Raw genomic sequence first — 13639 nt, forward strand, 5'->3', positions numbered from 1 at the left:
GGCCTTTCCACAAGTATTAGCGTTTGACCTTGTCCAGTTCTTTGATGATGGTCTGGGTCAAGTCCGTCTTTTCGTCGGCGTACACCAAACCGGCTTTCTGGGCTTCGAAGATAAAATCATATTTTTCGTTTTTGCCGATGGTCTGCACGATGTCCATGACCTTGTCGATCAGGGGTTTGCTCAACTGCTGCGACAATTTGTTGAGTTCTGCATTGCTTTGCATGAGAAGCTTTTCGCCTTCCACCTGCATCTGTCGCAGCTCTTCAGCTTTTTGCTTCTTGGATTTCTCATCCATCATCTTCAGCTGTTTTTCATAAGATTCACGAGATTCCTGAAATTCTTTGGCCTTGGCTTGCACTTCAGCTTCCAGCTGTGATTTCTTACTGTTGAATTCCTTCTTGACTTCCTGGCCCCACTGGGAGCGGTCCAACACGGCTTGAAGATCAAAGTATCCGATCTTGAGATTGGCTCCATGGGAAGGTGCACTCCACACACAAAGGCCCACCAAGCACGCAACGATGGTCAACAGACGATGCTTCATCACTGTTTTCAACCTCCTTGGAATACATGTTAGGGTTTGCGGAACGCGCACATGCCGTTAGAAAAAGGCGCCCATGGAAAATTGCCAATTGCTGGAATCTTCGCCGGGCTTTCGATCCAAGTTGTAGCCCCATTCGATGCGCAGCGGTCCCATGGGAGAATTCCAGCGCACACCGGCGCCGGCCGCCGTTCGAAAATCCCCCAAGCGAAAATCCTCGCCGTCGTCAAAGGCGTTGCCGGCATCAAAGAAGAGCACGCCGCGCATGCCGATCTTTTCGGCCAGAGGAAAGAGCAGTTCCACGTTCACCTGGCCGAATTTGATGCCGCCGATGCTGTCGCCCGTCTTGGGATCCTTGGGTCCCACGTCGCCCCAATGAAAGGCGCGAATGGAATTGATGCCGCCCAGGAAAAAGCGTTCATAGATGGGAACGGGCTTGTCGGCGTCCAGCTCAAAGATGTAGCCACCCTTAACATGAGCGAACCCCAGAAACTTCCACCATAGAGGCACATACCGGCCGACTCCGGCAACGACGCTCACGAAATCCGAATCGCTTCCCAGGTAAGGAATGGAATATTCCACCGCAACGGTGGCCGTTGATCCGCGGGTGGGCAGGAACGGATGGTCGGTGCTGTCCCGTTCGATGGACGCCATGAGGCTGCTCTTGATCTGGCGGCCTTCCTGGTCTTTGATGATGAGCGCAGCGTCTTCATCCACGTTGGAGACCTTGGCGTTTTCAAAAACATACGCCAAATGCCAGCGGCTCCACGTGCCAAAAGGATGGCTGATTCGAAGCTTTCCGCCCGTGGCGTCCTTATTGAAATCGTTGTATTCCCGATACCAATCGTAGATGTCGAAGCCGGCAGAAAGGGGCGTGTCAAACAACCACGGTTCGGTGAAACTCAGCGAGTACCGTGATGTCTCGCTGCCCAGATGGGCCTTAAGGGCCAGGTATTGGCCGCGGCCGAAGAGGTTTCGCTGCAAGACGTTGCCTCCCACAAAAAACCCGTCTTCCGACGAATAGCCGCCTCCCACGCTGAGCATTCCTGTCGGTTTTTCTTTGACCTTGACGTTAAGTTTCATGGCTTCCGGGCTGGAGCCCTGGGAACTTTGAATGTCCACCTCTTCAAAGTAGTCTATGCGCCGAAGGTTTAGCTGACTGCGTTCCATAGCTGAAGCGCTGAAGCGGTCGCCTTCGGCCAGCTGAATTTGACGGCGAATCACGTTATCCCGTGTTTGCGTGTTCCCCGTGATGGTGATCTTTTCGATATGGACCATGGGTCCCTTGCGCAACTGATAGACCACGGCACTGGTATGGTTTTCGGCGTTCTTGGTCACCACAGGGTCCACCTCCGCGTAGGCGTATCCCGCATCCATGAGGTGTTTCGTGAGGGTGTCCAAGTCTTTGCGGAGCTTTTCACGGCTGAAATACTGTTTTTCCTTAAGTTCCAGCTTTTCGGCCACGTTGCGGGTGGTTTCCAGGAAATCCCCCTGAACCTGTATGGACGATACCCGATAGCGTTCGCCTTCCACCACGGGGATGATCACATGAAAACCGTCTTCTTTCTTTTCCACTGAAGGGGAGCCCGCTCGCGCATCCATGAAGCCGTGATCGTGGTAAAACGCGGTCACGCGGTCCAGATCGGTATCCAGCACTTCTCGATCCAGAACTCCTTTGTCTGAAAACCAGGAAAACAATCCGCGGGACTTGGTTTCCATGACTCCTCGTAGCTTGCGATCCGAAAAATGCTGATTGCCCGTAAAATCCACACGTTTGACGTAGATCTTTTTGCCTTCTTTGATGCGAAAGGTCACCACAGCTTTTCGAGGATCCTGTGGAAAATCGATGGACGGGGAGATTTCCGCGTTGAAAAAGGCCTTCTGATGGTAAAGCTTAACGATGCGGTTGACATCGTCGTTGACGACATTCATGCGCAGCACCGTGAAGGGTTTTGTGGAAATAGCCGCAAGAATATCCTTGTCTTTGATCTTGTCGTTACCTTCAATTTTGACGTCCACCACCGATGGTTTTTCCCGCACCACGAAGGTCACTTGTTTTCCCTTGTCCGTATCTGTGACATCGGCGGCTACGGTCTCAAAAAAACCCATCTTGTAAATGCTGCGGATGTCTTCCTGCAAGGTTTCGTTGCTAAGGAGTTCCCCTTTCTTTGTCTTGACCTGCACCAAAACCGCGTCGGGCTCGATTCTTTCCGTGCCCCGCACAGCCACTTCCGCCACCACCGCCTTGGCTAGCACGTGGACGGTCACCTGTTGCGCCATTTGTTGGGCAGCATCCACAAGGTTGGCCAAATCCCCCTCCGCAAAAAGCACTCGCGGGGCTCCCGGCCCTTGCGCGTCCACAAGTCGCCCGTCGAGACTGGCCTTGTCACCCAGCTGGGTGAGGCTTCCCCAGATGACGTAGCGGGCTTTGAGGCGCCGTGCGAGGTCCAGGGCTTGCGTTTCGTTCGTCACGGGTTGATTCCCTGCCGCGCGCCGCACATCCGGCAGCGGCACGAGGTCCACACCCAGGTTCAGCAGGTTTTGGGCGAGCAATTCCTGAACGCCGAGGCTCAATTGAGGTTGAGGCTGGGCCGTGTGAACGGCAAAAGGGGCGACGACAACCAGCGCGGGCTCAGGCGCTGCCGTTTGCTGTCCCTGCACGCTCCAAGCCCACAGCAGCAGAACTCCCAAAGCACTCCCGAGCTTTTTGACCATCCTGACTCTCCTCATGGGTGTTCGACAAAAGCCCTTGCCCGTTCTCATCCTCAGTGAACAACCCCTAAGGGACGCAGTTGCCCGTCCGAAAGTTGCAACGTGCGGTGCATGATGGCGGCCAATTCCTGGTTGTGGGTCACTACGACCATGGTGAGGCCCATGTCTTCGTTCAAAGCGACCAGCAACTCATGAAACCGCCGGGCTGTCTTCGTGTCCAGATTTCCCGTCGGCTCATCCGCCAGCAACAGCGACGGCCCAAGCACCAGGGCTCGAGCAATGGCCACGCGCTGCTGTTCGCCCCCCGACAGTTCAGCGGGTCTGTGGTGTCGACGATGGCTCAGTTGCAGTTTATCCAAAAGGTCTTCCGCTTGCGCTCGAACGGCTTTCTTGGAAAGGCCCGCGATCATTCCGGGCATCATGACGTTTTCCAGTGCCGTGAATTCCGGAAGCAAGTAATGAAACTGAAACACAAACCCGATGTGGCGATTACGGAATTCAGCCAGCGTGTCCTCCGGCCACAGGAACACGTCGTTGCCTCCGAAAAGCACCTTGCCGGCCGTGGGCCGATCCAAGGTGCCGAGAATGTGCAGCAGGGTGGATTTGCCCACGCCGGAGGCGCCCACAACGGCCACCATCTCGCCTCGAGCGACCGTCAATTCCAAGTCGCGAAAAAGCTCCACCCGCTGCGGCCCGTTGTTGAACACCTTGGTAATGCCCACGGCATGAATCTGCACCCCCTGCGATCGCTCATTCATAGCGCAGCGCCTCTGCAGGATGGAGTTTGGCGGCCTGCTTTGATGGATAAAAAGTCGACACAAGGCAAATCGCCACGGCCGCGCAGGCAATGAGGACCACGTCCAGAGGTTCAATGCGCACCGGTAGGGTGGAAATGTAATAGACGTCCCGGGGCAGTTCAATGAATTGATAGCGCTTGAGCAGTTCGCACAGGGTAAAGCCGCCCACAAGCCCCAGGACTGTGCCCACAACACCGATCAGCAAGCCTTCCAGCACAAAGATGCGACGCACTTTCTGCGTGGTGGCGCCCATGGCCTTGAGAATGGCGATGTCCTTGGTTTTTTCCATGACCATCATGATCAAAGAACTCACAATGTTAAAAGCCGCCACCAGAATGATCAAAGTGAGAATGATAAACATGACGACCTTTTCCAGCTTGAGTGCCGAAAACAGATTGTGGTTCATCTGCATCCAGTCTCGAACCCAATAGGGATAGCCCAGCTTTTTTTGAAGCCGATCCGACACGTTGGCCGCCATATAGATATCTTTCACCTTCACTTCAATGCCGTTCACGGCATCGCCGATACCAAGCAGTTTCTGGGCATCCCTCAAATGGACGTAGGCCAAAGTGTTGTCGTATTCATACATGCCCGACTTGAAGAGTCCAACAACTCGAAAAAGCTGACTCTTAGGCACGCGTCCCGCGGGTGTGGTCTGACCGGTGGGGGTAATCAGGGTAACGTAGTCATCGATTTGAACGCCCAAACGCGCCGCCAATTCGACACCAATAATGATGCCCGGCGCAGAACGCTCCATGGGAGAGGCTTCTTCACGAGGAGCGAGAAGGGAGGCGAGAGTTCCTTGAAGAAGGCTTTGTTCCAACCGCGTCACCTTGGGGGCCGTCTTCGGGTCGATGCCGCGCAAAATGGCCCCGGAGATGGATTTGCCGGAATTCATCATGACTTGGGTGAGCACAAAGGGCGTTGCCGCCTCCACACCGTCTTTACCCTCAATTTCTTGCACCAAGTGCGCGTAGCCACCAAAGGTGCCTTGAAAATGGCCGATGACGGCATGGGATGTGACCCCCAAAATGCGGTCCCTCAGATCATGCTGAAAACCGTTCATAACGGCCAAAACCACGATCAAAGCCATGACGCCTACGGCCACGCCGGCCACAGAAATCATGGTGATGAGGGAGATGAAGGCATGCCTTCTTTTGGCCAGCAGATAGCGGAGACTGACAAAAAGCTCAAACTGCATAGGGGCTCCGCTATGGTTTCTTTTCAGGACGAAGATGCGGAAACAGGATCACATCGCGAATGCTCGGCGAGTCGGTAAAAAGCATGACCATGCGGTCGATGCCGATCCCTTCCCCGGCCGCTGGAGGCATCCCGTATTCAAGGGCTCGAATGTAATCTTCATCCATCAAATGCGCTTCTTCATCCCCGGCTTCCCGCGCTTCCACCTGGCGGCGAAACCTTTCCCTCTGCTCCCGAGGGTCGTTCAGTTCCGAAAAGGCATTGGCCATCTCGCGTCCTGCGATGAAGAGTTCAAAGCGGTCGGTCAAATGCGGTTCGAGATCGTTTTTTCGAGACAGAGGAGACACTTCAAGGGGGTAGTGGGTGATGAAGGTCGGCTGAACCAGTTTAGGTTCCACCACCAGGTCAAAAATCTTTGTGAGAAGTTTGCCATGGCCTTCGTATTTCTCCACGGGCAGCCCCAGTGAACGGGCCACTCGGGCGGCGGCTTCGGGATCATGGACTATTTCCGGCGGCATTCGCCCGATTTCGGTCAAGGCTTCCGAAAGACGATAGCGGCGCCATGGAGGTGTCAGGTCAATGGAAACTCCCTGATACGTGACCTGCAGGCTTCCGCCGTTGACGGCTCGGGCCACATGGGCAAAGAGCTCCTCGGTGAAGGCCATCAGGTCCTCATAGGTGGCATAGGCTTGGTAGAATTCCAACATGGTGAATTCAGGATTGTGCTGCGTGGAAATGCCCTCGTTTCGAAAGTTGCGGTTCAGTTCAAAGACACGTTCAAAGCCGCCCACCAGAAGCCTTTTGAGATACAGCTCTGGGGCAATGCGAAGATAAAGGTCGATGCCCAAAGCGTTGTGAAAGGTCTTGAAAGGTTTCGCCGTGGCTCCTCCGGGGATGATCTGCATCATGGGCGTTTCCACTTCCAGAAATCCCCGGCTGGAAAGAAAATACCGCGCGGCTTGAATGATCTGCGTCCTTTTAACAAAGGTGCCTCGCACTGAAGGATTCACGATGAGATCCACGTACCTCTGGCGGTAACGGGTCTCCACGTCTTTGAGGCCGTGGTATTTTTCGGGAAGCGGACGAAGGTTCTTGGTCAGAAGCGCGATGTCCTGCGCCAGAAGCGTCAATTCCTGGGTTTTGGTACGAAAGAGGGTACCGCCAACGCGAATAATGTCCCCCAGATCGAACTTCTTGACCAAGGCGTAAGCATCCTTGCCCAGTGTGTTCTGCTGACAGTAAACCTGAATGCGGCCGGATCCGTCCTGAATGTGCATGAAAATGGATCGGCCAAACGAACGTAATGCCATGATCCGACCGGCCACAAGGAATCGCGAAGGAGGCTCGGCTTCCAGCTCTTCTTGACTCTTGTGACCGAAATCGTTCACGATGGCGCCGATAACGTGTTCCACCACATATCCATTGGGGTAGAGGCAGATGCCTTGCCGTTCCATTTCTTCTGCTTTGGCAAGGCGCTCTCGAAGTACCTGACTGAGTTCCTCCATAGAAATAGATGTCCTTTCCCTTCTAACGGTAAACAGGCGCACAAGCGGCCAAAAAATGCGGGTGAACCGTAGTTGATTTAGGCCGTGGCGTCAAGCACGGACCGTGCCGAACCCCTTCGAGAAAGCCTATCTGCGGGGTTTGTGCTTCATGAGGGCCGAGATGCTGAAAGCCCCGATGAGAACGCTCAAAATGAGAAGCGCCCAATCACCGTGGTGCCAGACGCGCTGCGCACCAAGCCCGAAAAGAATCACGCCCCCTCCCAAACACATCCACGCTGTACTGCGACTCATGCTTTCCCCTCGCGGAAACGCTTTGGATTGCCCACGATCCCATGGACCGTATGTGTTAAGGCCCTTTTTCCAAAAAACCGTCGCCTTCTTGAGGGCGCCTTACGGCCACAGGGCCAAAACAAAGCGCGCGCAGGCACGCCCCCCCCACCCCTTTATCGAGATTTCCTTTTCATGGCAAAAGAAAAGGAATTTCGGCCCCGGTCAGTGTGGGCAGCGGGACAAAGGCCAGAAGCTTCCGCCTGGGAAGGCTATTGACACCGTCGGGGCTTTACGTAAAGTAAGGCGCGCACCGTATACGGCTGGAAAGGCTTTTCAGCAACAAGCCTGTGTGGGCGCCTGTAGCTCAGGAGGACAGAGCAGCGGACTTCTAATCCGCGGGTCGGGGGTTCGAATCCTCCCAGGCGCGCCAGCCCATCGAGGGCTTGAAGGTTCGCGGAGGTCTGAAGGCTAAAGAAAAGAAAACCCACGAAGCTCCTCCATTATTGCGGCATGGATCATTCGAGGCAATGCTGGAGGAACTGAAAAAAATCTTCAAGGCTTTCCACGCGCACCGCATAACGGCAAAGGGACTTCAACATGGCTATGGATGCTAGGAAAGGAATGCTTTTTTCTGAACTCGATGGGCACTTGCCAGATCGCTACAGCAGCACATCCAAGACCGCCTCCTGAGCCTTCTTGATCATTCCCCTGTTGCAAAACCTGCTGCAAGCCTTCATCTTAGCCTTCTTTTTTGATGATTTCGTACCCAGCCGATTCTCCATCATGATATCTCTCCTTCAGTGAACAATTCGCTTGGTATTTCTTCGGAAACGAGGCTGGAAAGAATGGTCATGCCGGTGAGGAGGTTTTCTTTGGCCTACTGAGGAAGATCACTGTCGTAGATTTTGCGTTCGTCCTTTTCGGCAAGATTCAAACCTCCGTGCATCAAAGGCACAAAGGGCCTCAGGCAGCGCAGGTCCGTTTCCAGTGCTTCTTGAGCGTGAAGTTCGTGGAAGGGAACGAGCGTAAATCGATAGTGAATAACTCCATCGCGGAGCCCGTCTGAGAACACCCTCAGTAGGAGCGGCGTGCCCCCAAGTATCGAAGGGACGCGCTCCTGCGCGATCGCCAAGCCATTCCCCGGCGCGAAGCCCCTTCGCGCCTCCACGAATGTGCGGACCGACAGCAGCCGGTTCCTCCGAGAAAAACGAACCTTGAGGGAAGAACGGACCACTTGGGAGGCTTCCGCGAAACGGACGCCGAGAACCGCTTCCTCCAAAAGAAACCAACGCGGGGGAGAGCGAATCGGAGCCGCAGGGGCTGGTTTCGGTGAGGCATGTCAAGGAGCGAACCCGTAGCATGGGAAGAAGGTGCTGTGAGGGCGTCAGATGGAATGGGCAGACTGCAAGGGCACAGGGCCTTTGCTGGGCAATATGGGAGTGGACGAACGCCAAGGAAATCATTCTCGGACGAAGTCTTCGGACCAAAGCTATAGAAAAGACCGATCTATTATGGGGCAGAAGGGGGTTCTTCCTATGTGTCGCTCTTCAGAAGATCCCATAAAAGTTACCGAGATTTCAGAGTGTGGTGACAGGTTTTTCGAAGCATATCAGGCGAAGGCATTTATACGAATGATCGAGACGGGGTGTCCTTTATGGCGGAGCTGGATGAGACGTCGGGACCCTTAATGGAGGAGAGCAATGTCAGGACGTTACGAGGCCATGTGGGAACGGTTGAGCTTGGATCTGGAAGCCCATGCCTCCCTTTTAGAGGTTTTGGGAAAATTCTATGGCGACATCTACATGAGCCAACAGGGCCGACTTCGAGGCATGGAATACCTGGATTTTGTCCTCTCGGAGATTCACGGGCTGCGGATTCAAGAGCTTCAGGAGGCTCGCGCCAGTGGGCGTAAAGTCGTTGGAACCTTTTGTGTGTTTGTTCCCGAAGAGATCGTGTGGGGCGCGGACGCCATTCAGGTCGGGCTGTGCGCCGGGGCGGAAGCCGGCACCGAGGCGGCGGAAAAGATTCTTCCGCGAAATACGTGTGCCCTCATCAAATCTTTTGTGGGTTTCAAGCTGGCTCGCTTGTGCCCTTTTATCGAATCCCGCGACATGGTGGTGGGAGAAACCACCTGTGACGGCAAGAAAAAGGCCTATGAGATCTTTTCTGACTATGCGCCCGTCTATGTCATGGAAATTCCGCAAATGAAACGCGCCGCCGACCGGGCCTTGTGGAAATCGGAAGTCCTTCGCTTTAAACAAGCCGTTGAAGAACTCACGGGCCGATCCATTACGGCGGAAAACTTACGGAAAGCTGTGGCCTTGATCAACCGACGCCGACGGGCGCTCCAACGCTTGAACCGCTTGTGAGCCGCGCATCCTGTGCCCATCTCCGGTCGCGATGTGCTGCTCATCAACCAAGTGAGTTTCTATGACGATCCGGATCGTTTTACACAAAAGGTCGAGCAAATTTGTGACGAACTGGAGGACAAGGTTCGTCGAAGGGAGGGTGTTGCCGACGGCGCCGTCCGGGTGATGCTCTCCGGATGGCCTATGGCCATTCCCAACTGGAAACTTCCTTACATCATTGAATCCTCAGGGGCCGTTGTGGTGGGGGAGGAATCGTGCATTGGATCCCGCAACACGCGACACTTGGTAGACCAAAGCGGCACCACAGTGGAAGAAATCCTGGACGCCATCGTGGATCGATACATGAAAATCGACTGCGCCTGTTTTACGCCCAATACGGAGCGACTGGAACACATTGTGGACATGGCCCGCGAGCGCAGTGTTAAGGGGGTTATTCACTATGGCCTGTCGTTTTGCCAACCTTACGCCATAGAAAGCTTTAAGGTCGAAAAAGCCATTCAAAAAGCGGGGTTGCCCATGCTGTCCATTGAAACGGACTACAGCATGGAAGATGTGGAGCAATTGAAAACGCGAGTGGAGGCCTTTGTGGAAATGATCCGCTAAGCCCCCTGAAGTCGAGGAGATGAAAGGGCAGGCACAGCGTTGCTGTCCTTTACCGACAGCATAGGTGACGTCGTTCATCATGTGTATCATCGGAATTGACATAGGAAGCCGCTCCATTGAGCGGGTTGTGCTGGATGAGTCGTCAATGAGCTGGACGTGGGAGAAAACCCCCACGACCTATGATCCACTGACACAATGCCGGCGGCTCCTCGCCAATTGGGACGGATGTCCGGAGCGCATCACCTGTATCCGCAAGCTCGAACCGTCTTGGATATCGGTGGGCAAGACACCAAGGTCATTGCCTTGTCTGCCCAAGGAGCGGTGGTCAAATTTGAAATGAACGATCGATGTGCCGCTGGAACGGGAAAATTTCTGGAATTCACGGCCACATCGCTGCAGGTTCCTTTGGATACCTTTGGGGAATTTGCCTTGCACGCGGACAAACAGGTGGAAATTAACAGCATGTGCACTGTATTTGCCGAGTCCGAAGCCACGCCCTTAATGGCACGCGGAGAAAAACCTCAAAATATTGCCATGGCCCTGCATCGATCTGTCGCTCGGCGCACACTGGCCATGCTGCGCCGAGTGGGCGGAGAATCCCCTGTGGTGTTTGCCGGCGGAGTGGCCCACACCCCTTGCATGTGCCGGCTTTTGAGCGAATCTGTGGGCAGCGACATGATTGTTGCTCAAGACCCCGATGTGGTGGGGGCATTGGGTGCCGCACTGATCGGGGCTTGCGAAGGCATCGGTGGCTCTCCAGCTTCAGAGCTCTCTGGGTTCGCGCCGAAGACGGCATTTCATGAGCTAGAGAAATCGCGCATTTCCGTCACACCCGGCAAAGATGAATAAGGGGCTTTGGGTCTTGGGCACACCGACTTTTTTGAGAGAAAGATGGGCTACACGAGAAAGTGTCGATCTTTGGAAAATCACACTTGCAGTTAAAAGGCAACTTGTTTAGAATACATAATGTAGGTGAAATTTTAATGGCCATTTGCAAGAGATCGCATAGGATGGCTCTATGAGCCATGGCACAGGAGGAGGATCCCGCCAATGGAAGCCCTCACACCGCGCAAGCTTCAAGACGATGTTCGCGAGTATCTTAACCAATTTGACCTCAACCTTTGTCTGACCTGCGGTACCTGTTCCAACGGCTGTCCCATAACGGGCACACCGGGCATGGAAGGATGGGATACACGCAAGGTGATCCGTATGTTGGCATTGGGGCTTTTGGACGAGGTCGTGCAATCCAACTTCCCATGGATTTGCACGGGGTGCGGTCGCTGCGCCCATGCTTGCCCTATGGGCATCGACATTGTGGCAATACTCGGCCACATGAAGCACCTGCGGCCACGAGACCAGGTACCGGGCATTTTGCATAAGGGCGTCGAAAATGTGCTGGCCACGGGCAATAACATGGCCATTCCCAAGGAAGACTATCTTTTCCTGATGGCCGATTTGGGTGCAGAACTGGCTGCCGAAGAGTGCCCAGGCTTCTATGTGCCTGTGGACAAGCCGGGAGCGGATATTCTGTTTTTCCCCAACAGTAAGGAGGTTTTTTCAGACAATGAAGATATGAAATGGTGGTGGAAGATCTTTTATGCTGCCAAGGAAAACTGGACCATTCCTTCTGAGAATTGGGAAGCGGTGGATTGGGGCCTCTTTACGGGAAACTACGAAGTCACCAAGATTTTGGCCAAGCGCAAGATCGAGCACATGAAACGTCTCGGGGTGAAGCGCATGATCATGCCCGATTGCGGTGGAGGATCGTACGGCTGCCGAAAAGGTTTGAAAGTGTGCTTTCTGGAGGATCCCAATAACCGGGTGGATTACATTTATCTGTACGATTATTTAAAAGAAATTATCGAAACCGGCCGCATTCGCCTGGACAAGAGTCGTAACGCAGGCAAGGTCTATACCTGGCACGACTCATGTAAACATGGCCGTGAGCTGGAGCGCAATTTCGGCAAGGGCTACTATGAGGAACCTCGGTGGATTATTCAACAGTGCGTCGACCAGTTTGTGGATATGGAACCGAACCGAAGCGGTAACTATTGTTGTGGCGCGGGCGGCGGCATGTGGCCCATGCCTTTTGAAAAGGAATCCGCCTACCACGGGCGCTACAAAGTGCGCCAGATCAAGAATGCCGGGGCCGATGTCGTGGTGGTGGGATGTTCCAACTGCCATGATCAGATGATGAAGCGGTTACCGAAATTTTATCCGGAAGATGCGAAGTATGAAGTGAAATACATTTGGGAGTTGGTGGCGGACACCCTGGTACTCGAGCCCTGGAGTGACGAGGAAGTGGCTCGTGCGGAAGAAGAAGCCCGTGCGCAGTGGAAGCGGCTGGGCGTGGATATGGAAGAAGGCGAGGAATAGAAATCTTCTTTGATCGGCCCGTGGACAGCTCGAATGGGTTTCCGGCCCATGGTGGAATGCGTGGCGGCTCTTCCGCGCGTTCTTTCTCCTGAACGGCCGTCCACGGGTCTTTAGCCTCAAGGTTAACCGAACATCCTCTCTCTCTGCGACAGCTCATCGAAAAGTCTTTTGGGGCATTTCCTTTGTAGGGCCCCTAATTTTGGCATCACTTCCTGAGGTGCTGTTCCCTGAGCGGCCTTTGGCCGCTGTGCCCAAATCGTGTTTTTCCTGCTTTCGGCACTCTGCCCAGAACTCCTATAAAAGCCCACCGGGTTCCAGGTTGCTCTGGATCCGTGAGCGTTATCCCCGGGTAGACGTCGGACCAGCTACGGATCGGAATGTCACATGGATACAATCGCTTATCTTCGTTATTTTCTATTTTACATCATCGATTTTCTACTCTAGAAGACCTTTTTAGTGGGTTTATTGCGAGCCCTAGAAACTTTCCGACATTAGGAGCACACAGTCCGCGAGTGGTCACTTTTGTCATCTGGAGGGGGGGGCTTCAAGTGGTGACTTTCGGCGGAAATCCAGGAGCACGCTCGGAAAGCCGCTCTGCTGGTCTTTTTGCTCTGATCCAGCATTTCCGGTGCCCACGTTTGCGAAGAAATGGCCCAAGGCCGTCCGCCAATGGCCAGAACGGCGAGCTCGGGTGTTTGGGCAAGGGCCCATGAAGAGCGCGATCGTTCTGTTGAAGTGTGGAACCTTGTACGATGACCAAAAATGGCGTTTTCGGACAAGCTCCAGGACATGATTCATGGGGAGGGAAAGTATGCTTCATAGAAGATCTCTTTTCCTTTTTGCCTTTTCATTGGTTTGGCTCATGAGCTCCTGGGCTCACGCTGAAGGCTATGAGGCCTTTAAGGGTTTAGAAGGAACGCTGAGAATTGCCGGCGGGACGGCCCACATTCCGGTGATGCAGGCTCTGGCCCAGGAAGTGATGACACGGCACCCGTCCATAAGGATAACCGTTGCCGGGGGCGGCTCCGGGGTTGGTATTAAGCAGGTGGGGGAAGGATTGGTGGACATCGGCAATTCGGGGCGCCAGCCCACGGATGAAGAGGTCGCCAAGTATGGACTCAAGCTTTACAGGTGGGCCATGGATGGAGTGGCGGTGGTGGTACACCCGAAAAATCCCGTGCAGAGCCTGACATCCAAGGAGGTGCAGGACATTTTTTCGGGCACATTGACCAATTGGAAGCAGGTGGGTGGCCCGGATAAAGCCATACA

At 54.3% G+C, this 13639-nt stretch carries 11 protein-coding genes, 1 tRNA gene and 1 pseudogene; 5 read left to right on the forward strand and 8 right to left on the reverse strand.

All coding sequences use genetic code 11. The annotated features are described in order from the left end of the window. Positions 1–16: 16 nt before the first annotated feature. The 6 genes from ACUVSA_RS09600 to ACUVSA_RS09625 all read right to left on the reverse strand — a co-directional run bounded on the left by ACUVSA_RS09600 (position 17) and on the right by ACUVSA_RS09625 (position 7043). A complete protein-coding gene (locus tag ACUVSA_RS09600) occupies positions 17–541 on the reverse strand; it encodes an OmpH family outer membrane protein (RefSeq protein WP_445890873.1) in 525 nt (174 codons plus the stop codon). Between the two features lie 57 nt (positions 542–598). Next, on the reverse strand, positions 599–3253 hold the full coding sequence (bamA, locus tag ACUVSA_RS09605; protein WP_445894645.1) for an outer membrane protein assembly factor BamA: 2655 nt from the start codon (positions 3251–3253) through the stop codon (positions 599–601). Between the two features lie 50 nt (positions 3254–3303). Next, on the reverse strand, positions 3304–4008 hold the full coding sequence (locus ACUVSA_RS09610; RefSeq protein WP_445890875.1) for an ABC transporter ATP-binding protein: 705 nt from the start codon (positions 4006–4008) through the stop codon (positions 3304–3306). Beyond that, positions 4001–5248, reverse strand: a complete 1248-nt coding sequence (locus ACUVSA_RS09615; protein ID WP_445894646.1) for a lipoprotein-releasing ABC transporter permease subunit — start codon at positions 5246–5248, stop codon at positions 4001–4003. Before ACUVSA_RS09615 ends, ACUVSA_RS09610 begins: the two co-directional genes overlap by 8 nt. 10 nt (positions 5249–5258) lie before the next feature. Next, on the reverse strand, positions 5259–6752 hold the full coding sequence (gene lysS / locus ACUVSA_RS09620; protein ID WP_445894647.1) for a lysine--tRNA ligase: 1494 nt from the start codon (positions 6750–6752) through the stop codon (positions 5259–5261). 126 nt (positions 6753–6878) lie between these two features. Beyond that, positions 6879–7043, reverse strand: a complete 165-nt coding sequence (locus tag ACUVSA_RS09625) for a hypothetical protein (protein ID WP_445890878.1) — start codon at positions 7041–7043, stop codon at positions 6879–6881. A gap of 332 nt (positions 7044–7375) precedes the next feature. Here ACUVSA_RS09625 and ACUVSA_RS09630 point away from each other — a divergent pair. Continuing rightward, positions 7376–7452, forward strand: a tRNA-Arg gene (locus ACUVSA_RS09630). Between the two features lie 229 nt (positions 7453–7681). On the opposite strand, the gene ACUVSA_RS09635 is transcribed toward ACUVSA_RS09630, so the two are convergent. Together ACUVSA_RS09635 and ACUVSA_RS09640 are read right to left on the reverse strand one after the other, a co-directional pair. Continuing rightward, positions 7682–7807, reverse strand: coding sequence for a hypothetical protein (locus ACUVSA_RS09635; protein WP_445894648.1), 126 nt, complete (start codon positions 7805–7807; stop codon positions 7682–7684). Positions 7808–7899: 92 nt separating this feature from the next. After that, on the reverse strand, positions 7900–8154 hold the full coding sequence (locus ACUVSA_RS09640) for a hypothetical protein (RefSeq protein WP_445894649.1): 255 nt from the start codon (positions 8152–8154) through the stop codon (positions 7900–7902). A gap of 568 nt (positions 8155–8722) precedes the next feature. Between ACUVSA_RS09640 and ACUVSA_RS09645 the strand changes: the two are divergent. The 4 genes and pseudogenes from ACUVSA_RS09645 to ACUVSA_RS09660 all read left to right on the forward strand — a co-directional run. Beyond that, a pseudogene (locus ACUVSA_RS09645) lies at positions 8723–9994 on the forward strand (double-cubane-cluster-containing anaerobic reductase). A gap of 195 nt (positions 9995–10189) precedes the next feature. Beyond that, complete coding sequence (locus tag ACUVSA_RS09650; RefSeq protein WP_445894650.1) at positions 10190–10843, forward strand: acyl-CoA dehydratase activase; 654 nt, start codon at positions 10190–10192, stop codon at positions 10841–10843. A 201-nt stretch (positions 10844–11044) separates the two neighbouring features. Further along, the gene (locus tag ACUVSA_RS09655) at positions 11045–12370 is read left to right on the forward strand and encodes a (Fe-S)-binding protein (protein WP_445894651.1); all 1326 of its coding nucleotides are present in this window, start codon (positions 11045–11047) and stop codon (positions 12368–12370) included. A gap of 811 nt (positions 12371–13181) precedes the next feature. Then, positions 13182–13639: substrate-binding domain-containing protein (locus ACUVSA_RS09660; protein WP_445894652.1), on the forward strand; the 458-nt coding region annotated here is incomplete at its 3' end.

This window comes from Desulfosoma sp., from assembly GCF_052743555.1.

What these genes read in the sequence shown, in the direction of transcription:
- ACUVSA_RS09600 (WP_445890873.1), bottom strand. Translation starts at nt 541, where the DNA reads ATGAAGCATCGTCTGTTGACCATCGTTGCGTGCTTGGTGGGCCTTTGT.
- bamA (WP_445894645.1), bottom strand. Translation starts at nt 3,253, where the DNA reads ATGGTCAAAAAGCTCGGGAGTGCTTTGGGAGTTCTGCTGCTGTGGGCT.
- ACUVSA_RS09610 (WP_445890875.1), bottom strand. Translation starts at nt 4,008, where the DNA reads ATGAATGAGCGATCGCAGGGGGTGCAGATTCATGCCGTGGGCATTACC.
- ACUVSA_RS09615 (WP_445894646.1), bottom strand. Translation starts at nt 5,248, where the DNA reads ATGCAGTTTGAGCTTTTTGTCAGTCTCCGCTATCTGCTGGCCAAAAGA.
- lysS (WP_445894647.1), bottom strand. Translation starts at nt 6,752, where the DNA reads ATGGAGGAACTCAGTCAGGTACTTCGAGAGCGCCTTGCCAAAGCAGAA.
- ACUVSA_RS09625 (WP_445890878.1), bottom strand. Translation starts at nt 7,043, where the DNA reads ATGAGTCGCAGTACAGCGTGGATGTGTTTGGGAGGGGGCGTGATTCTT.
- ACUVSA_RS09635 (WP_445894648.1), bottom strand. Translation starts at nt 7,807, where the DNA reads ATGATGGAGAATCGGCTGGGTACGAAATCATCAAAAAAGAAGGCTAAG.
- ACUVSA_RS09650 (WP_445894650.1), top strand. Translation starts at nt 10,190, where the DNA reads ATGCCGGCGGCTCCTCGCCAATTGGGACGGATGTCCGGAGCGCATCAC.
- ACUVSA_RS09655 (WP_445894651.1), top strand. Translation starts at nt 11,045, where the DNA reads ATGGAAGCCCTCACACCGCGCAAGCTTCAAGACGATGTTCGCGAGTAT.